Source organism: Candidatus Delongbacteria bacterium (assembly GCA_020634015.1).
Taxonomy (GTDB): Bacteria; CAIWAD01; CAIWAD01; order CAIWAD01; family CAIWAD01; genus JACKCN01.
Genome location: JACKCN010000007.1, coordinates 22,472 through 40,925, shown reverse-complemented (window position 1 = coordinate 40,925; position 18,454 = coordinate 22,472). Strand labels below are relative to the sequence as shown.

14 protein-coding genes are annotated in these 18,454 nt (G+C 65.9%); 5 read left to right on the top strand and 9 right to left on the bottom strand.

Translation table 11 applies throughout. The annotated features are described in order from the left end of the window. Window positions 1-56: 56 nt before the first annotated feature. The 8 genes from H6678_12995 to H6678_12960 are packed head-to-tail and all read right to left on the bottom strand — an operon-like array spanning window position 57 to window position 7,800. Window positions 57-1,424: an FAD-dependent monooxygenase gene (locus tag H6678_12995; GenBank protein MCB9474712.1), complete on the bottom strand. Its 1,368-nt coding sequence runs from the start codon at window positions 1,422-1,424 to the stop codon at window positions 57-59. Between the two features lies 1 nt (window position 1,425). Beyond that, window positions 1,426-2,712 carry a kynureninase gene (gene kynU, locus H6678_12990; GenBank protein MCB9474711.1) on the bottom strand — a complete coding sequence of 429 codons (1,287 nt, stop codon included), beginning with the start codon at window positions 2,710-2,712 and terminating at the stop codon, window positions 1,426-1,428. Next, complete coding sequence (locus H6678_12985; protein MCB9474710.1) at window positions 2,709-3,536, bottom strand: cyclase family protein; 828 nt, start codon at window positions 3,534-3,536, stop codon at window positions 2,709-2,711. The genes kynU and H6678_12985 overlap by 4 nt, the downstream gene beginning before the upstream one ends. Then, entirely contained in the window at window positions 3,533-4,570 is a 1,038-nt protein-coding gene (locus tag H6678_12980) for an amidohydrolase (protein ID MCB9474709.1), read from the bottom strand. Before H6678_12980 ends, H6678_12985 begins: the two co-directional genes overlap by 4 nt. 1 nt (window position 4,571) lies before the next feature. Beyond that, on the bottom strand, window positions 4,572-5,078 hold the full coding sequence (locus tag H6678_12975) for a 3-hydroxyanthranilate 3,4-dioxygenase (GenBank protein MCB9474708.1): 507 nt from the start codon (window positions 5,076-5,078) through the stop codon (window positions 4,572-4,574). Window positions 5,079-5,092: 14 nt separating this feature from the next. Beyond that, window positions 5,093-5,527: a RidA family protein gene (locus H6678_12970; protein ID MCB9474707.1), complete on the bottom strand. Its 435-nt coding sequence runs from the start codon at window positions 5,525-5,527 to the stop codon at window positions 5,093-5,095. Window positions 5,528-5,529: 2 nt separating this feature from the next. After that, the gene (locus H6678_12965) at window positions 5,530-6,996 is read right to left on the bottom strand and encodes an aldehyde dehydrogenase (GenBank protein MCB9474706.1); all 1,467 of its coding nucleotides are present in this window, start codon (window positions 6,994-6,996) and stop codon (window positions 5,530-5,532) included. 24 nt (window positions 6,997-7,020) lie between these two features. After that, window positions 7,021-7,800, bottom strand: coding sequence for an SDR family oxidoreductase (locus tag H6678_12960; protein MCB9474705.1), 780 nt, complete (start codon window positions 7,798-7,800; stop codon window positions 7,021-7,023). A 170-nt stretch (window positions 7,801-7,970) separates the two neighbouring features. On the opposite strand from H6678_12960, the gene H6678_12955 reads away from it, so the two are divergent. The 4 genes from H6678_12955 (at window position 7,971) to lpdA (ending at window position 14,107) form a co-directional block, all read left to right on the top strand. Continuing rightward, complete coding sequence (locus tag H6678_12955; protein ID MCB9474704.1) at window positions 7,971-8,288, top strand: Dabb family protein; 318 nt, start codon at window positions 7,971-7,973, stop codon at window positions 8,286-8,288. 357 nt (window positions 8,289-8,645) lie between these two features. Beyond that, complete coding sequence (locus tag H6678_12950; GenBank protein ID MCB9474703.1) at window positions 8,646-11,387, top strand: 2-oxoglutarate dehydrogenase E1 component; 2,742 nt, start codon at window positions 8,646-8,648, stop codon at window positions 11,385-11,387. A 25-nt stretch (window positions 11,388-11,412) separates the two neighbouring features. Continuing rightward, window positions 11,413-12,681 carry a 2-oxoglutarate dehydrogenase complex dihydrolipoyllysine-residue succinyltransferase gene (odhB, locus tag H6678_12945; GenBank protein ID MCB9474702.1) on the top strand — a complete coding sequence of 423 codons (1,269 nt, stop codon included), beginning with the start codon at window positions 11,413-11,415 and terminating at the stop codon, window positions 12,679-12,681. A gap of 25 nt (window positions 12,682-12,706) precedes the next feature. Next, window positions 12,707-14,107 (top strand): dihydrolipoyl dehydrogenase, encoded by a 1,401-nt coding sequence (gene lpdA / locus H6678_12940; GenBank protein MCB9474701.1) that lies wholly within the window; start codon window positions 12,707-12,709, stop codon window positions 14,105-14,107. Between the two features lie 221 nt (window positions 14,108-14,328). Here the strand turns inward: lpdA and H6678_12935 are convergent, their stop codons facing one another. Continuing rightward, complete coding sequence (locus H6678_12935) at window positions 14,329-16,788, bottom strand: TonB-dependent receptor (GenBank protein MCB9474700.1); 2,460 nt, start codon at window positions 16,786-16,788, stop codon at window positions 14,329-14,331. A gap of 266 nt (window positions 16,789-17,054) precedes the next feature. On the opposite strand from H6678_12935, the gene H6678_12930 reads away from it, so the two are divergent. Beyond that, entirely contained in the window at window positions 17,055-18,380 is a 1,326-nt protein-coding gene (locus tag H6678_12930; protein ID MCB9474699.1) for a GTPase, read from the top strand. The last annotated feature ends 74 nt before the right edge of the window (window positions 18,381-18,454 follow it).

Sequence of the window (18,454 nt, the reverse complement as noted above, 5' to 3'; positions counted from 1 at the left end):
ATGGGCACCCGCCAACAAAAACGTGCGGGTGCCCGTTTTGTTTTCGGTCTGCCGCATCAGGACCGCGGCAGGTCGGCCAGTGGAACCAGTCGCTCGTGAATCAGGGCCCGGGAGCGGGCTTCGTCGAGCTGACCGATGCGCTCCATGCCGGCGGTCAGCTCTTCCAGCAGCTCCTGCTGGATCCGTCCCCGTTCCCTGGCCAGCCGATACGGCACGGTGCTGAAACTCACCATCGAATAGCGGCTGAGAAAACGCTCGGGTTCCAGGTGCTCCAGACGGTGTTCCACGTGTTTGCGCAACTGGAAGCCCGGATCGGCCACCGTGTTGCGCATTTCCACATAGTTTTCAAGTGCCATCGCGGCGATCGCATCGGAGTTGGCCTTGCGCGCTCTGGCGGTTCCCTCGAACACGGCCGCCCAGTCCTCGCCCAGCTTGTCATGTTGCCAGGCAAGCTCCAGAGCGTCCTCGAAAGAGGCGTTCATGCCCTGGCCGAAGAAGGGCACCACCGCGTGTGCCGCGTCGCCGATGAGCAGGAGCCTGTCCGCCAGAGTCCAGCGCTGCGTGGTGACGGTGGCCAGATGTCCCACGGGATTGGCTTCGAACTGCTCGAGCAGATCGGGCATCAGGGCCTTGAGGTCGGCGAATTCACGATCGAAAAGCTCGTTCACCGCCTCGGGACTGTTCAGGCTGGCGAAGCTGGACGGGCCTTCCAGTGGGTAGAACAATGTGCAGGTGAAACTGCGGTCGAGATTGGGCAGCGCAATGAGCATCCAGCCGCCGCGGGGCCAGATGTGCAGGCAATCTTCGCGCAACTGGAACTGTCCACCGGGGCTGGCGGCCAGACTCAGCTCCTTGTAACCGTGTTCCAGTCGGTCCACTCGGCAGTTGTCGGGGGCGTGTGTGCCCAGTGCGTCGCGCAGGACGCTGCCCGAGCCGTCGCTGCCGATGATGTGATCCGCCTTGATGCAGAGCGGACTCTCGTCGTCCCCGCAGCGAAAATCCAGTTCGCCGGTATCCAGATTGGCGGCGTGCAGGCGGCGCGAGAATTCCAGCCGGGCCAGGCCCGTGTGTTCCGCCGCGCTCAACAGCAGCTGGTTCAGAGCCTGGCGTGAAATGCTGTGGATCACATGATCCGGACGGCTGCCGTAAGGCACGAAGCGGGTTTCGCCATCAACCGAATGCAGCAGGCGGCCCTTCATCGGCAGGCAGAGGGCGCGGGCACGGGCTTCCAGTCCCGCAGCGGCCAGGGCTTTCAGACCCCGCACGCTCAGCGCCAGATTGATCGAGCGCCCGGCGTCCAGTTGTGCCACACGCGGGTCGGGACGGCGATCCCAGCAGGTCACCGATACTCCGGCGCGCGCCATCAGGGTGGCGGCCAGTGGGCCAGCCAGTCCACTGCCGATCAGATCAAGCCTGGATGTCATCTCAGGGTCTCCGGGAATTGAGGGCGGGCAGACCATCGAGGCGCTGCACCGCGTGCCAGCAATCCTCAAAGGAATTGTACAGAGGGGCCGGCGAAAGACGAATCACGTCCGGGCGGCGCAGGTCGGCCAGCACGCCCGCCGCTTCCAGTTCCCGCATCACGGTGGTGGCGCCTCCGGGGAAGTGCAGCGAGAGCTGGGCGCCCCGCTGGGCGGGATCCCGCGGGGTCAGCTGGCGAAAACGGCCGCGACTTGCCGCATCCAGCCCCTGTTCGAGCCAGGCGGTCAGGCGCAGACTGCGGGCGCGCAGGGCCGGCATGCCGGCCTCGTCGAACAGTTCCAGCGAGGCCCGCAAGGCGGCCAGAGGCAGGATGGGCGGATTGCTGAGCTGCCAGCCCTCGGCGCCCTCCATCGCCTGAAAACGCTCGGGCATCGCGAAGCGGGTCTCGCTGTCGTGGCCCCACCAGCCCGCCAGGCGCGGCAGCGTGGTATCACGGCCGTGCCGTTCGTGCACGAACACGCCCGAGATGCCGCCGGGGCCGGAATTGAGATACTTGTAGCCACACCAGGCGGCCCAGTCCACATTCCAGTCGTGCAGGGCCAGTTCCAGATTGCCGGCCGCGTGCGCCAGATCAAACGCCACCCGCGCGCCCACCGCGTGACCGGCGCGTGTGATCTCCCGCATGTCGAAGGCCTGGCCCGTGTAGTAGTTCACTCCACCCAGCAGGATCAGCGCCAGCCTGTCGCCCTGGGCCTCGATGGTGGCCAGGATGTCCTCGGGGCGCAGACAGTCCTCGCCCTCACGTGGACGCAGCTGCACCATCTGCTTGTCCGGATCCAGCCCATGATGCTCCAGATGGGTGGCCACGGCGTAGCGGTCAGAGGGGAAGGCTCCGCCTTCCACCAGAATCCGGGTGCGAGATCCCGAGGGCCGGTAGAAACTGGCCATCAGCAGGTGCAGATTCACGCTCAGGCTGTTCATGAAGACCACTTCGCCGGGACGGGCGCCAACCAGTTTCTCGCCACTGGCGGCAAGGAGTCTGTGGTAGGGCATCCAGGGGCGGGCCGCGGCGAAATGGCCTTCCACTGCCAGCCGCGCCCAGTCGTCCAGCACTTCGTCGAGAGCCGGGCGTACGTTCTTGGGTTGCAGACCCAGGGAATTGCCGCAGAGGTAGACCAGTTCACCCTGAGCGCCCGTGGGCAGATGAAAGCGGTCGCGGAAGGAGGACAGCGAATCGGCCCGGTCCAGTTGGCGGGCGTTTTCAAGGGTGAAGTCGGGAAAGTGGCTCACGGTCGGAGCTCCTTGTCGATGGTCTCTTCGGGCAGCAGCGGGTACCAGCGCGGACGGCTGGGGGCCGCATCGGATTCCAGGGCGGGCAGACCCAGCTCCAGCAGACCCGGACCGTCGGCCAGCTTTGCGGGGATCCGCAGCAGCTCGCTGACGCTGCGACCGCGCGCGTGGACCGGGGGTTGCTGGCGGCTGCCTGTGTCCAGTTCCCAGAAGGCGCGGTGTGCGCGCAGCAGGCCGCCATCGTCCAGGCGGTCCAGCGAGGGCAGTTCCACCAGCAGGTGCTGCACGCCCATCGCCAGCAGCAGCTGGATGCCTTCGGGCGTGACGTAGGCGGGAGGATCGGGCCGGGTGTCGTCGTCCTGGCCGCAGCGCAACACGAGCGCGCGATTGAATCCAGCAGCGATCACGGCCAGCCTCGGGCGCAGTTCGGCCACTCCAAGGATCCGGTCCGTGGGCGACACGGTGGGCGGCAGAGTGTCCGGGCAGTCGGCGGCCGGTTCGGGCCAGACCGTGAGCAGGCTGGCCGGCAGCAGGGTCTCGTCCAGCAGGGTGGCCAGTCCGGGGGCGTCGTCGCAGAGATGGCCCCAGCTTTCGGTGTGGGTGCCCTGGCAATGAGGGTTCAGTTCCAGCACGCGCACATTGCAACTGGCACCCAGGCGCGTGTCACCCGTGAAATTGCCCACACTGAAGGCGCGCCGACTGGCGGCCTCGGCCCCGTACCAGCGGGGACTGCCTCCAGCCAGATCCAGCGGCAGGGCCAGCTCGTGCACATGGGTGGTATCGACCGTGCAGCGGCGCCCGGCGATGGAGAAGGAGAGCCTCACCAGCCAAAGTCCTTTCGTGTGCGTCCCAGCCACTCCAGTGCGCTGTCGCAGAGCAGTAGAGTGCGCGTGTGCTCGCTCAGACCGCTGTGTTCGCGGATCAGGCGACCCGGTTCCAGTTCGCCCAGCGGGAAGGGATAGTCGCTGCCCAGAGCCAGGCGCCGGGGGCCCACCATTTCCAGCAGCAGGTCCAGCATGCGCGGATCGTGGACCAGGGTGTCCAGCCAGAAGCGGCCCAGATACTCGCGCGGTGGGTGCGGATTGTCCACGGCGCAGAGGTCCGGGCGCACATCGAATCCGTGCTGGATCCGGCCCAGGGTGGCGGGAAAACTGCCACCCCCGTGTGCCACGGCCAGCCGCAGGCGGGGCAGGCGCTCCAGCACTCCGCCGAAGATCAGCGAGCACAGTGCGCGGCTGCTTTCGGCGGGCATGCCCACCAGCCAGGGCAGCCAGTAGTCCTTCATCTCGCTGGTGCCCAGCATGTCCCAAGGGTGAACGAAGACGGCCGCGCCCAGGCGCTCGGCTTCCTGGAACACGGGGAAGAGCGCCTCGTGGTTCAGGTTCCACTGGTTGACGTGACTGCCGATCTGGACTCCACAAAGCCCCAGATCCGTCACGCAGCGCTGAAGTTCCTGGCACGCCAGCTGTGGGTCCTGAAGCGGAATCGTGCCCAGGCCGGCGAAGCGCCGGGGATGGGCGGACACGATGCCCGCGATGTGGTCATTCAGCAGGCGCGACAGGTCCAGGCAGTCGGCCGCTTTGGCCCAGTAGCTGAACATCACCGGCACGGTGGAGAGGACCTGCAGTGACACACCATGGGCGTCGCAGTCGCGCAGGCGGGCACCCGGGTCCCAGCAATTCTCCTCGATCTCGCGGAAGAACTGCCCGTCGCGCAGCATGCGTGCGCAGCCCGGGCCGCAATGCTCAAGCTGGATGAAGCCGCCGTAGCCATAACGGGCCTTCAGGTCGGGCCAGTCGCGCGGCAGCACATGGGTATGGATGTCGACGACCGGAATCGAGGGGGCTGAGGACTGCATCTCAGGTGGTTTCCATCACGTGGCCACAGGACTTGCAGCGACGCAGTTCCGGGCGCGCATGAAAGCGCTGGAAGACCTGGGGCAACTGGGTCACGATGTCGGTCAGCGGCAGGTATTCGCTGTGCAGAGGCTCGTGACACTGTTCGCAATACCAGGCGAATCCATCCAGTTCACCCTTGTAGCGCCGACGCTCGATGACCAGACCCACGCTGCCGGCCTCGCGCTGGGGGCTGTGCGGCACCTCGGGAGGCAGCAGAAAGATTTCGCCGGCGCGGATGGGAATCTCGCGGGGCAGGCCGTCTTCCATGATGCGCAGCACCATGTTGCCTTCGATCTGGTGAAAGAATTCCTCACCCTCGTTGATGTGAAAATCCTTGCGCTGGTTGGGGCCGCCCACCACCATGATGATGAATTCGGTGTCCGTGTAGACGACCTGGTTGCCCACGGGCGGCTTGAGCAGGTGACGGTGGTCTTCGATCCACTGGGTGAAATTGATGGGTGGCAGCATCCCGGTCCTCCTGTTCAGCGCGATTCGGGAATCAGCGCGATGCACTTCAGTTCGATGGCGATGGGAGTGGGCAGGCAATTGATCTCAAGGGTGGTGCGGCAGGGGCGCACATCCTTGAAGTACTCGGCCCAGAGCCGGTTGTATACGGGAAAGTCGTTCGTCATGTCGGTGAGGAAGACCGTGACGTCCACCAGATCTTCCCAGCGTGCGCCGGCCGCTTCCAGGATGGTGCGCACGTTCTGGAACACCGAGCGGCACTGGGCCTCGATGTCCTTGGCCACCACCGCGCCCGAGGAGTCCAACGTCACCCCCGGGATCTCGGTGCCCGTGGCCGCGCGCGGCCCCACGCCCGAGAGGAACAGCAGATTGCCCGCGCGCCTGGCATGCGGGTAGAGCCCCACAGGGGGTGGAGCGGCCTGGGTGGAAAACTCGGTGGGTGTGTGACTCATGCTCACTCTCCGCTCTGGTTGATGCGCAGACAGACGTTCTTGGTTTCGCTGAAGAAGCGCAGGGCTTCCACCCCGCCTTCGCGCCCCACGCCCGAATGGCCGGCTCCGCCGAAGGGCGTGCGCAGGTCCCGTTCCATCCAGGTGTTGATCCAGACGATGCCGGCCTTCAGCCTTCCCGCCATCCGGTGGGCACGGTCCAGGTCGCGCGTCCAGAGACTGCTGGCCAGGCCGTAGACCGTGCCGTTGGCGATGGCCAGGGCCTCGGCTTCGTCACTGAAGGGCATCATGCTCAGCACGGGGCCGAAGATTTCTTCGGTGTTGCAGCGGGCGTCGGGCGCCAGACCCTCGATGAGAGTGGGCGGCAGGAACCAGCCCCGGGCGCAGCGTCCTTCCGGGGCCACCGGCTCACCCCCGCAGAGCACGCGCCCACCTTCCTCGCGGGCCAGGGCGATGTAGGACAGCACCTTGTCGCGGTGTTCGCGCGAGACGAGCGCGCCCTGGTCCGTGTCCGGCAGCCGCGGATCGCCCACCTTCAGTGCTTGCACACGCGTGAGCAGCGCGTCGCGGAATTCGTTGTAGATGCTGGCTTCCACCAGCAGGCGCGAGCCACAGAGGCAGATCTGGCCCTGGTTGCTGAAGCCTGCGCGCAGCGCGCCGGCGAGCGCGGCCTCGCGGTCGGCGTCGGCGAAGACGAGGGTCGGGTTCTTGCCGCCCAGTTCCAGCGAGAGCTTCTTGAACATCGGGGCGGCCACCCGCGAGATCGCGGCTCCGGTGGCGGTGCCGCCCGTGAAGGAGATCACGCGCACCTCGGGATGAGCGCAGAGCGCCGCGCCGATCTGTGCGCCACGCCCATGGAGAATGGCGCACACACCCGGTGGAAACCCACTGTCGCGCAGCACCTCGCCCAGCAGGGCGGCTGTCAGCGGGGTGATTTCCGATGGCTTGCCGATCACGCAATTGCCCGCGGCCAGCGCCGGGGCGATCTTCCAGCTGAACAGATAGAGCGGCAGATTCCAGGGCGAGATGCAGCCCACGATCCCGATGGGTTGGCGCAGGGTCAGGTTCAGCAGATCGGGCGAGGTGGCGTGTGACTCGCTGGCGAAATGGCGGATCGCCCCCGCGAAGAAGCGGAAGTTGGCCACGGCCCGGGGAATGTCCACGCTGCGGGCCACGTGCAGGGGTTTGCCGTTGTCCGTGCTCTCGGCGAAGGCGAAGTCTTCCAGCCGGGCTTCGATGCCATCGGCGACCCGGTCCAGAGCCGCGGCGCGCTCTTCCACGGAACGGGCGGCCCAGGCGGGAAAGGCGCGCCGGGCGGCGGTCAGCGCCCTGTCCAGATCCTCGACCTCGCTGTCGGGCAGGCGGTAGAGTGGCTGACCGGTGGCCGGTTCCCAGCCCTGGAGCCAGGCGCCGCCCGCCGGTTCGTGGAACTCGCCGTCAATGAAGTTGAGAATGCGTTCGGGCAGAATCATGGAACTTCCTGATCTCGGGCCTTGTCACAGGCTGGAGGTGCGACCTCCGTCCACGGCCAGACTGGTGCCCGTGATGCAGGCCGCGGCAGGCGAGGCGAAGAACAGCACGGCCGTGGCCGTCTCGGCCGGGTCGGCGAAGCGGCCCAGTGGAATCTCCTTGAGCAGGCCCGCGCGAATCTCGTCTTCACTGCGACCGCTGCCACTGGCCCGGTTGCGCACAAGACTGTCCAGCCGCCCGGTGGAGGTGGCGCCCGGCAGCACATTGTTCACCGTGATGCCGAAGGGAGCCAGTTCGGTGGCCATGGTCTTGGACCAGCCCGCCATGGCGGCCCGTACGGTGTTGGACACCCCCAGTCCGGGCAGCGGCTGTTTGACGCTGGTGGAGATGATGTTCACGATGCGCCCCCAGCCCGCCTCGCGCATTCCGGGCAGCAGACCCTGCACGAGGATGTGCGCGCAGATCAGGTGCATCTCGAAAGCGGTACGAAACGCCTCGGGTGTGGCCTGGCTGATCGGTCCGCCCGGAGGGCCCCCCGTATTGTTGATCAGGATTTCGGCCCGGTTGCCCGCTGCCAGCCAGTCCGCAAGTCGGGCTTCCAGCTCGGCGGGGCGGGAGAAGTCGGCCGCCAGCCAGTCGTGGTCCAGTCCGGGCAGTTCGGCGCAGAGTGCGGCCAGCCGCTCGGGATCGCGGGCCACCAGTGTCAGGCGTGCCCCCTGGGCAGCCAGTTCCCGCGCGCAGGCCAGGCCGATGCCCTGGGTGGCGCCGCAGACGAGCGCGCGTCGTCCGCTGAGGTTCAGATCCATGGGGTGTTCCGGAAGCTGTCCGTCCGTGGACGGTGTGGTTGACCGGGGTCCTTGCAAGCCGCCCGGCGGTGTCGGGGAAAGTATCAGTTGCCGCATGCAATTCCAGCCCTTGCCGCTTCGCGGTCCAGTTTGCTCCTTGCCGGTCGCGCATGAGCAACCGGGAGCCATTCATGATTCGTCACATCGTGTTCTGGAAATTCAAAGCAACCGCCGATGGCTGCAGTGCCCAGGAGAACCGCCAGCGAGTGGCCGACGCACTGGCGGCCCTGCCCGACCGGATTCCGGGGATCCAGTTCTGGGAACTGGGATTCTGCCCCGGTGCCGGCGAGGAGCAGGTGGAACTCTGCCTGAACAGCCGTTTTGCCAGCCAGCAGGCGCTGGATGATTACAGCATGCATCCGGCGCATCGTGCGGTGGTGGACCTGCTCAGTCGGGTGCGCAGCGAGAAACGGGTGGCCGACTACAGTCTGGCCGGCGCCCACGAGTAGACACGGGTCATTGGCCATGGCTGGTCAGGCCGCCGATACTGTCACGAAGGCCCGGCCAGGGAATCGGGTTCAGGCCCTCTGCCGGCATCCGCACGGAAGCCGGCGCAGGCTCACCGGACGCCCAGGATGCGGGATCCGAGGCCCCTGCCCGCCAGTTGGTCCGATTTGTATATTCAGCGTCCCATGGGCCGGTCCGCAATCCTGCGCCTGACGGGAGCACAGACAACAACAAGGAATCCCGTACCGGATGCACCGGTCGCCCATGACGACACTCACCCACCCGAACCGTCTTTCGAGCCTGACTGAGACCCGGACTCAGAGCGCTGCGGAAACGGGCTCCCGTGAAGGGGTTTCCCGATGAACTTCAACACGCCCGTCGGCAATGCCGATCCGGCCGCCCTGGATGCACTGTACCAGCAGTACCAGCAGAACCCGGAGCAACTCGATCAGGGCTGGAGACACTTCTTCCAGGGCTTTGATCTGGCGCGCGCTGTTCATGGCGACGGACAGCCTTCGAGCTCCAACGGCAATGCAGCGGGCGGCAGCTCCGAGGTGATGCGGGAAAGCCGTGTGCTGAACATGATCGGAGCCTACCGCCAGCGTGGGCACCTGTTCACGCGCACCAATCCGGTGCGCACTCGTCGGGTCTATGAGGGGCAGATCACCCTGGAAGCCTTCGGGCTGGAGGAGTCCGACCTGGGACGCACCTTCGAGGCCGGGCGCGGCATCTTCAAGCGCCCTGCCACCCTGCGCGAGATCATTGCCCACATGGAGCGGACCTACTGTGCCTCGATCGGTGTGGAGTATCGCTACCTGCGCGACCCGGCCACCTTCGGTTGGCTCAGCGAGCGCATGGAGTCGGAGGCCAACCGGCGAGATTTCAGTCAGGCCGAACAGGAACACGTGCTGCAGTTGCTGACCCGCACCGTGCTCTTCGAGCGCTTCATGCACCGCCGCTTCGTGGGGCAGAAGCGCTTTTCCATCGAAGGGGTCGAGAATGTGGTGCCCGCCCTGGACGCCGTGATCCGCAAGGGCGCCGACCTGGGCATCCGCGAATTCGTGATCGGCACCGCCCACCGCGGCCGCCTGAACATTCTTTCCAACGTGATGGGCAAGACCTTCGCCACCATCTTCTCGGAGTTCGAGGGCAAGGGCTACGAGGACCACGACATCGCCGGTGACGTCAAGTACCACATGGGCTATTCCCGCGATGTGGTCACACCCGCGGGACACCATGTGCACCTGAGCCTGACACCCAATCCCTCGCACCTTGAGGCCGTGGACCCGGTGACCATCGGCGGCACGCGCGCCAAGATGGACTTCCACCACGAGGGCGACAACCGCCGGATCGCCCCGATCCTGATCCACGGTGATGCAGCCATCTCAGGGCAGGGCGTGGTCTACGAAGTGCTGCAGATGTCCCAGCTCAAGGGCTACCAGACCGGCGGCACGATCCACATCGTGCTCAACAACCAGGTGGGGTTCACCACCAACTATCTGGACGGCCGCTCGAGCACCTATTGCACCGACATCGCCAAGACCACCCTCTCGCCCGTGTTCCATGTCAACGGCGACGATGTCGAGGCCCTGATCTATGTGATGGAACTGGCGGTCGAGTTCCGCCAGCGCTTCTCGCGCGATGTGTTCATCGACATTCTGGGCTATCGCAAGTACGGCCACAACGAAAGCGACGAGCCGCGCTTCACCCAGCCCGTGCTCTACAAGGCGATCGCGCGCCATCCCGACCCCCTCGAGATCTACCGGACACGCCTGCTGGCCGAAGAACGCCTGAACCCGGAGTTGCCCACCCGGCTGGAAGAGAGTTTCACCGCCGAACTGGAACAGGCCCTGGAGCAGGCGCGCCAGCGTGAGACGACCCCCATGGCCTCGACCCTGGATGGCGACTGGCAGGGTCTGCGTCGGGCGACCCCGCGGGATTTCCAGGAGTCACCGATCACCGGAGTCAAGCTGGAGCGACTGCGCGAACTGGGCATCCGCATTTCAACCCTGCACGAGGCACCGCGTTTCTTCAACAAGATCCGCCGGATCTACCAGGAACGTCTGGAGATGGTGCGCGACCACTCACGCGTGGACTGGGCGATGGGCGAGCTCCTGGCCTACGCCAGTCTGCTGGACGAGGGTCGCCCCGTGCGTCTCACGGGCCAGGATGTGGAACGCGGCACCTTCAGCCATCGACACGCCGTGCTCAAGGTGGATGACTCCGAAGAGGAGTTCCGTCCGCTGGTGCACATCGGCGACCATCAGGGCCAGTTCCGGATCTTCAATTCCTCGCTTTCCGAGTACGGAGTGCTGGGGTTTGAGTACGGCTACTCCACGGCGGCACCCCAGGGGCTGACGATCTGGGAAGCCCAGTTCGGCGACTTCGCCAACACGGCCCAGGTGATCTTCGACCAGTTTCTCTCCTGCGCCGAAGGCAAGTGGCTGCGCATGAGCGGTCTGGTGCTGCTGTTGCCCCACGGGTATGAGGGCCAGGGTGCCGACCATTCCAGCGCGCGCCTCGAACGCATGCTCCAGCTCTGTGCCGAGTACAATCTGCAAGTGGCCAACTGCACCACGCCGGCCAACTTCTACCACCTGCTGCGTCGCCAGCTGCACCGGCCCTTCCGCAAACCGCTGATCGTGATGTCGCCCAAGAGCCTGCTGCGTCACAAGGATTGCCAGAGCCCGCTGGAAGACATGGCCGAAGGCACACGCTTCCACGAGGTGCTGGACGACCCGACCACGACACCTGAAAAGGTCACTCGCGTCCTGCTCTGCTCGGGCAAGCTGTATTACGAACTGCGCGCCAAGCAGCAGGAAGACGGGCGCGAGGATGTGGCCATCGTGCGCCTCGAGCAACTCTACCCGCTGCCCGAGCACCAGCTGCGGGCGGTGCTGGCGCGCTATCGCAAGGCCGAGCGCCATGTCTGGGTCCAGGAAGAACCGGAGAACATGGGAGCCTGGTCCTTCATGCTGCGCAAGTTCCGCGACCACAAACTGGAAGGCATCACGCGGCGCGAAAGCAGCGTGACGGCCACGGGTTTTCACCGGATCCACGAAATCGAGCAGGCCGAGATCCTGCATCAGGCCTTCGTCTAGGCCCAATCGAAAGGCAGTGTTACTCATGAGCGTCGAGATCACCATTCCCAGCCCGGGCGAATCCATCAGCACGGTCAGCATTTCCGCCTGGCTGCACGCCGATGGAGCCATGGTCCGCAAGAATGACGACCTGCTGGAAGTGGAATCGGAAAAGGCCACTCTGGGCGTGTCCGCCGAAGTGGCGGGGCGGCTGAGCATTCTGGTCCCCGCCGGTGAGGATGTGGCCGTGGGTGCCGTGGTGGGCCGCATCGACCCTGCGGCCACGGGCGAAGAGCCGGGCAAACCCGCCGAGTCCGCCGCTGTGAGCCAGCCCGCAGCCGCTGCCGCCGAGGCCAGTGCGCCGGGCACCCGTGGTGGTGTGCCCAGTCCGGCCGCGGCCAAGCTGCTGGAAGAATCCGGACTCAAGGCGGCCGATGTGGCCGGCACGGGCCCCGGCGGCCGGATCACCAAACAGGACGTGCTGGCTCATCAGGCCCGGCCCGCCGCGCCCGCCCCCGCTACCCGTCCGGCCGCGGCTGTCGCTCCGTCGGCCCCCGCACCCGCGGCGCCGGTGGCCGATTCGTCGGTTGCGGCACAGCCGGCTTCCCCGGCCGGCAGAAACGAGCGGCGTGAGCCAATGTCCCGACTGCGCCAGAAGGTGAGCGAACGGCTGGTGGCGGTCAAGAACCAGACCGCCATGCTCAGCACCTTCAACGAGGTGGACATGAGCGCGATCATGGACGCCCGCAAGCGCTACAAGGAGCTGTTCCAGCAGAAACACGAGGTCGGGCTGGGCTTCATGTCCTTCTTCACCCGGGCCGTGACGCTGGCGCTGGCCGAAGTGCCCGCGGTGAATGCCTTCATCGACGGTGACGAACTGATCTACCATGACTACTGTGACGTGGGCGTGGCGGTCAGTGCGCCCAAGGGTCTGGTCGTGCCCGTGATCCGCAACGCCGAGAGTCTGGACCTGTTCCAGATCGAGGCCGAGATCAAACGCCTGGCCGAGCGTGCCCGCACCAACAAGCTGACCATTGACGAGATGACCGGAGGGACCTTCACCATTTCCAATGGTGGAGTCTTCGGCTCGCTGATGTCCACCCCGATTCTCAATCCACCCCAGAGCGGCATTCTGGGCATGCACAACATCGTCGATCGCCCGGTGGCCCTCAATGGCCAGGTGGTGATTCGCCCGATGATGTATCTCACGTTGTCCTACGACCACCGCATCATCGACGGCCGCGAGTCGGTGACTTTCCTGGTGCGGGTCAAGCAGCTGCTCGAGGACCCGATGCGCATGCTGCTGCGGGTCTGATCCTTTTCTGCAACACGGAGGAACGATGACTTACGACGTCACGGTGATCGGCTCGGGCCCCGGAGGCTATGTGGCCGCGATCCGTTGTGCCCAGCTGGGCCTCAAGACCGCCCTGGTGGAGAAGTATCCCACCTTCGGCGGCACCTGCCTCAATGTGGGCTGCATTCCGTCCAAGGCGCTGCTGGATTCCAGCGAGCACTTCCACAACGCCCGCACTCACTTCGCTGACTTCGGCATCACCACCGGTGAGGTGGGCTTCGACTGGGACAGGATGCTGGCCCGCAAGGACCGCGTGGTGCAGGACACCTGCAACGGGCTGGAATTCCTGCTGAAGAAGAACAAGATCTCGATCCACCAGGGCATCGGCAGTTTTCTGGATGCGCGCACGATCCAGGTCAAGCACGAGAACGGCACGCTGGAACGGCTCGAGACGACACACACGATCATCGCCACCGGCTCGCGCCCCACGGCCCTGCCCTTTGCGCCCTTCGACGGCAAGCGCATCATCTCGTCCACCGAGGCGCTCAAGCTGCCCAAGGTGCCCAAGGAACTGCTGGTGATCGGCGGCGGTGTGATCGGTCTGGAACTGGGCAGCGTCTACAGCCGGCTGGGCACCCAGGTGACCGTGATCGAATACCTGGATGGCCTGATCCCCACCATGGACCGTGCCCTGGGCAAGGAACTGCAGAAGGTGCTCAAGAAGCAGGGCATGCAGTTCTTCCTCTCGCACAAGGTGACCTCGATCACCAATTCGGGGCGCCGGGTCACCGTGGAAGCCCAGGACAGCAAGGGCAACGCGGTGACTTTCAAGGGAGACCACTGCCTGGTGGCGGTGGGGCGTTCGCCCTTCACCGATGCACTGGAACTGGGCAAGGCCGGAGTCGCCACCGACAAGCGTGGATTCGTGGTGGTGGACGACCACCTGCGCACGGGCGTGGATCACATCTGGGCCATCGGTGACGTGGTGGGCGGTGCCATGCTGGCCCACAAGGCCGAGGAAGAAGGCACCCTGGTGGCCGAACAGATCGCCGGCCAGAAGCCGCACATCAACTACAACGCGATTCCCGGGGTGGTGTACACCTGGCCCGAGGTGGCCGGAGTGGGCCAGACCGAAGAGCAGCTCAAGGCCGAGGGGCGCGCCTACAAGTCGGGCAGTTTTCCCTACCGCGCCCTGGGGCGGGCCCGTGCGGCCGGGGAAAATGATGGCTTCGTCAAGGTGCTGGCCGATGCCGCGACCGACGAGATTCTGGGCGTGCACATGATCGGAGCCCGCGTGGCCGACATGATCATCGAAGGAGTGGTCGCGCTGGAGTACAAGGCCAGCGCCGAGGATATCGCTCGGATGTCTCACGCCCACCCCACCTTCACCGAAGCGGTCAAGGAAGCGGCGCTGGCCGCCACCGGCAAGCGTGCCATCCACGCCTGAGTCAGTTCAGTCTGCGGGCCCTTGAGGGGCCCGCAGACTTCCCTGACTCAGGTCCGCAGCATTCAACGAAAACGGGGCCCGGCGGGGCCCCGTTTTCGTTCAATGCTGCGCCTGCAAGGGGGTGGCTGCAACGAAATCGCCGTGGTGCCATGTTCGGAATCGCTTGGACGTCCTGATTCCGCTGCGCGGAGTGCCTGGGGCAACGTGCGGCGACTTTCGGGCTAGAAGCCGTCGTCTTCGAAGTCCATTGGCTCGCGCGTGGGTTTGTCGCGGTCGCGGCGGTCGGGGTCCAGGGTCCAGCTCAGGATCATCTGCAGGCTGGGCGACTCGGGCTGGAAGCGCCGGAAGGCACTGTAATCGGTGCGCCGGGTGGTCATTTCGTGTCGTGCCTGATCCAGCAGGTCATTGGCCTGCAGGGTCAGACTCAGACGGCGGTCGGCGCTTTGCTGCCGCACGGAGAGCGAGACCGTGGCGAAGCCCGCGCTCTCGCCCTGGGTCGTGGGCTGGGGGCTGTGGTAGTTGCCATCGAGCTGGATCCGGGTCAGTGGACCCAGCTTGATCCGGTTCTGCATGCGCGTGTTCCAGCTGGAGCGGTCCGAGTCACCGGTGCCCAGCCGCGGGTCGCCCGTGAGACGGATCCGCGAGAGGCTGCCCATCAGGTTCAGGTTCCACCAGCTGTTCAGGTCCTGGGACCAGCCCAGCTCCAGCCCCAGGCTGCGCTCGCTGCCCGCGTTGATCGGGGACTGCAACCGGCTGCCGTCGGGCTGGACCACGGTCATGAACTCCATCAGGTTGCTGGTGGTGCGATACCAGGTTTCGGTGCTCAGTGACCGTCCGCCGGCGAACACGCGCTGCCAGCCCAGTTCGAAGGAGTTGATGTACTCGGGAGAGAGATCCGGGTTGCCCGTGCGCACCGTGTACGAGTTCACGCGGGTCAGCCCGGGTTCCAGGAACCAGCCGCGCGGGCGGTCGATGCGCCGGGAGCCGCTGAGGCTGAGGGTATTGCCGGGACGCAGCTCCCAGCTGAGGTGCAGGCTGGGGAAGAGGTCGGTCTGCAGGCGTGTGACGCTGCTGTCCAGTCCGGCCACGGTGCGGTCGTCCTGTTCCACGCGCAGCCCGCCCTTCACGCCCAGTGGCCCGACGCGGGAACTGAGCAGGCCGTAAACCGCGTGGACCCGCTCGGTGGTGGTGATCTCGCGGGAGGCATCGGGCAGCATGTCATAGTACTGGGTCAATGTGTCCAGTTCAGAAGTCGAGAGCTGGTCGGTGCCATCTTCGAAGGTGCTGCGGGCACCCAGTTCCAGCAGGGAGCCGCCGCCCTGATCCCACTCACCGCTCCCCAGCGGCAGCGTGTAATCCAGAGTGAATTCCATGTTGTCCTGGGGCCCGTCCTCGCGGCTGATGCTGCCCGAGAGCGCCCGGCCATCCAGCGCGCGGGTCAGTTCTTCGGATTGCTCCTCGCCCGTGCGGTGACTCAGCTGGGCCCCCAGGGCAATGGTGTGCCCCTTGCGGGCGAAGCGATGTTCCCCATCGAGGCTGGTGCTGAAGAAGCGGTTGTCGCGGGTCGAGTTCGAGACACTGTTGCTGCGGAAGTCCTCGCCACTGGCGGGTTGCAGGTTCAGGTGTTCGGTGCTGCGACGTCCGCCATCGCGGGTACCCGTGCGCAGCGCCAGCCGGATCTGGTCGGATTCGGTGGCACGCCAGGTCAGGCCCGTGCGCAGGCCCAGAGCCGATCGCTCGCGGCTGAAGTCCCCGCGGGACGAGAGCAGGTCGGTCTGTCCCGCAAGTGTGGTGCGTTCCCAGCCTTCGCTGACTCCGGGGTTGTTGCGTCGGTTGCCGTCCACGGCCAGTTCCAGATCCACGTGCTGGCCGCGGCGTGTCACGGTGACGTCACCACCCCCGTTGCCGCGCTGGCCGATCCGGGCATTCAGACGGATGCCTGTGCCGGACTGCTTCTGCTTGCGCGTGATCAGGTTGATCATGCCGGCGCGACCTTCGGGGTCATAGCGCGCGCTGGGGTTGGTGATGATCTCGATGCTCTCCAGCGAGCTGGCGGGCATCTGTTCCAGTGCGTCGTTGGCATCCAGGACCGAGGGCCGGCCGTCCACCAGCACGGTGAAGGAAGTGCTGCCGCGCAGACTGACCGTGCCGTCGATCGACACATCCACCGAGGGCACGGTTTCCAGGATCTCGACCGCGCTGCCTCCGGCGGCCGCCAGTTGCTGGTCCACGGCCACGACCTTGCGGTCGATGTGGTACTCGACGGGCGCCCTGTCGGTGCGCACGGTCAGTTCCTCGCCTTCCAGAACCGCCTGGTGCAGCTGCAGTTCGCCCAGATCACGGGCGGGGGAACCGGGACGCAGACGCAGACTGTCCAGCGTCAGTGTGTGGTAGCCCATGAAACGTACTTCCAGTCGTGCCGGGCCGGGGCGCAGGTTGTCCAGCCGGAACCGTCCTTCCGTGTCGGTGATGGTGCCCGCGATCAGGCTGCTGTCCCGCGTGCTCAGCACCACCACATTGGCCCAGGCCACCGGGGAGCCCACTTCGGCGTCCAGCACGCGCCCACTGAGAACTCCGGGTGCCGCGCCTCCCGTGCCGGCTTGGCGTCCGCCGGCCGTCTGGGCCGCCAGTGGCAGAACGCCCATGACCAGGGCGAGAAGGATGGAAAACACAGTGCGCATGGAACTCCTCGAGATTGTGAGCAGGCTTTCTTCCGCAAACGTGGGCCAAGGTAAGGTGATCTGAACGTTTTCCAGGGTGACTCATTGCTGGCGTACCCCGGATCGGGGCATGGCGTTCCGGCACCTTTCCATCTGACAATGATCAAGTCCATGGAAGAGCAAAAAAGGGACACTGCCGCTTCCGGATTTCCGGGTGCTGTTTGCCGGCGAGGTCAGCAGTCTGCCACGCTCGGGCCGCTCGTGAAGAAACTCGGCAACCCAGATGAATGGAGGAACGCATGGCACGCAGAGTGATCATTCTCGGCGCCGCGGGACGGGATTTCCACAACTTCAACGTCTGTTACCGTCAGAATGCCGACGTGGAGGTGGTGGCTTTCACGGCGACCCAGATTCCCGACATCGACGGTCGGCGCTACCCGCCCGAACTGGCCGGACCGCGGTACCCGCACGGTATTCCCATTGAGGACGAGAGCCAGCTGGCCCGTCTGATCAAGGACCTGAAAGCCGACCTGTGCGTCTTCAGCTACAGCGATGTGCCCCACGAGCGCGTGATGAATCTGGCCAGCCTCTGCAACGCGGCCGGAGCCGACTTCCAGCTGCTGAGCCCGGCCCGCACCATGATCGCTTCCACCAAGCCGATCGTGGCCATCTGCGCCAGCCGGACCGGCTGCGGCAAGAGCCAGACCAGCCGCAAGGTGGTGCGCATGCTCAAGGCGATGGGCAAGAAGGTGGTGGCCGTGCGCCATCCCATGCCCTATGGCGATCTGGCCGCCCAGGCCGTGCAGCGCTTCGCGCGCTATGAGGACCTGGACTTTCACAAGGTGACCATCGAAGAGCGCGAGGAGTACGAGCCCTACATCGCCGCCGGGCTGGTGATCTATGCCGGCGTGGACTATGAGAAGATCCTGCGCAAGGCCGAAGCCGAAGCGGACGTGATCATCTGGGACGGTGGCAACAACGACACGCCCTTCTACACTCCCGATGTGCACATCACGGTGGTGGACCCCCATCGCCCCGATCACGCCGCGAAGTTCTATCCCGGCGAAACCAACGTGCGCATGGCCGATGCCATCGTGGTCAACAAGATCGACAGCGCCTCCCGCGAGCAGATCGAACTGTGTCACGAGATCAATCGCCAGCTCAATCCCGAGGCCGTGGTGATCGAAGCCGCCAGTCCGCTGACGGTCGAGAATGCCGAGAGCATTCGCGGCAAGCGCGTGCTGGTGATCGAGGACGGCCCCACCCTGACTCACGGCGGCATGACCTACGGTGCTGGCTGGGTGGCCGCCAAGCGCTGGGGCGCTGCCGAGATCGTGGACCCGCGTCCCTTCGCCAAGGGCACGATCCATGACACCTTCGTCAAGTACCCGGGCACCGGCCCGATCCTGCCGGCCATGGGCTACAGCGACAAGCAGGTCCAGGACCTCAAGGACACCATCGAGGCCGCTCCGGTCGATCTGGTGATCATCGGCACGCCCATCGACCTGCGCCGCCTGATCTCCTTCGACAAACCCGCCCTGCGCGTGGGCTACGAACTGCAGGAGATCGGCGAGCCCACCCTGGCCGCCGTCCTGGAGAAGCTGGCGCGCTAGTCCAGCTTGAAGTCGAACAAGGGCGCGATCCCCACGGGTCGCGCCTTTTCTCTCTGGCCACTTCAGGATGCTGG

Excerpts from the sequence above, each read along its gene's own strand:
- H6678_12930 (MCB9474699.1), top strand. The coding sequence starts at position 17,055 with ATGGAGGAACGCATGGCACGCAGAGTGATCATTCTCGGCGCCGCGGGA.
- H6678_12950 (MCB9474703.1), top strand. The coding sequence starts at position 8,646 with ATGAACTTCAACACGCCCGTCGGCAATGCCGATCCGGCCGCCCTGGAT.
- H6678_12975 (MCB9474708.1), bottom strand. The coding sequence starts at position 5,078 with ATGCTGCCACCCATCAATTTCACCCAGTGGATCGAAGACCACCGTCAC.
- H6678_12995 (MCB9474712.1), bottom strand. The coding sequence starts at position 1,424 with ATGACATCCAGGCTTGATCTGATCGGCAGTGGACTGGCTGGCCCACTG.
- H6678_12980 (MCB9474709.1), bottom strand. The coding sequence starts at position 4,570 with ATGCAGTCCTCAGCCCCCTCGATTCCGGTCGTCGACATCCATACCCAT.
- H6678_12955 (MCB9474704.1), top strand. The coding sequence starts at position 7,971 with ATGATTCGTCACATCGTGTTCTGGAAATTCAAAGCAACCGCCGATGGC.
- lpdA (MCB9474701.1), top strand. The coding sequence starts at position 12,707 with ATGACTTACGACGTCACGGTGATCGGCTCGGGCCCCGGAGGCTATGTG.
- H6678_12965 (MCB9474706.1), bottom strand. The coding sequence starts at position 6,996 with ATGATTCTGCCCGAACGCATTCTCAACTTCATTGACGGCGAGTTCCAC.
- odhB (MCB9474702.1), top strand. The coding sequence starts at position 11,413 with ATGAGCGTCGAGATCACCATTCCCAGCCCGGGCGAATCCATCAGCACG.
- H6678_12960 (MCB9474705.1), bottom strand. The coding sequence starts at position 7,800 with ATGGATCTGAACCTCAGCGGACGACGCGCGCTCGTCTGCGGCGCCACC.
- H6678_12935 (MCB9474700.1), bottom strand. The coding sequence starts at position 16,788 with ATGCGCACTGTGTTTTCCATCCTTCTCGCCCTGGTCATGGGCGTTCTG.
- H6678_12970 (MCB9474707.1), bottom strand. The coding sequence starts at position 5,527 with ATGAGTCACACACCCACCGAGTTTTCCACCCAGGCCGCTCCACCCCCT.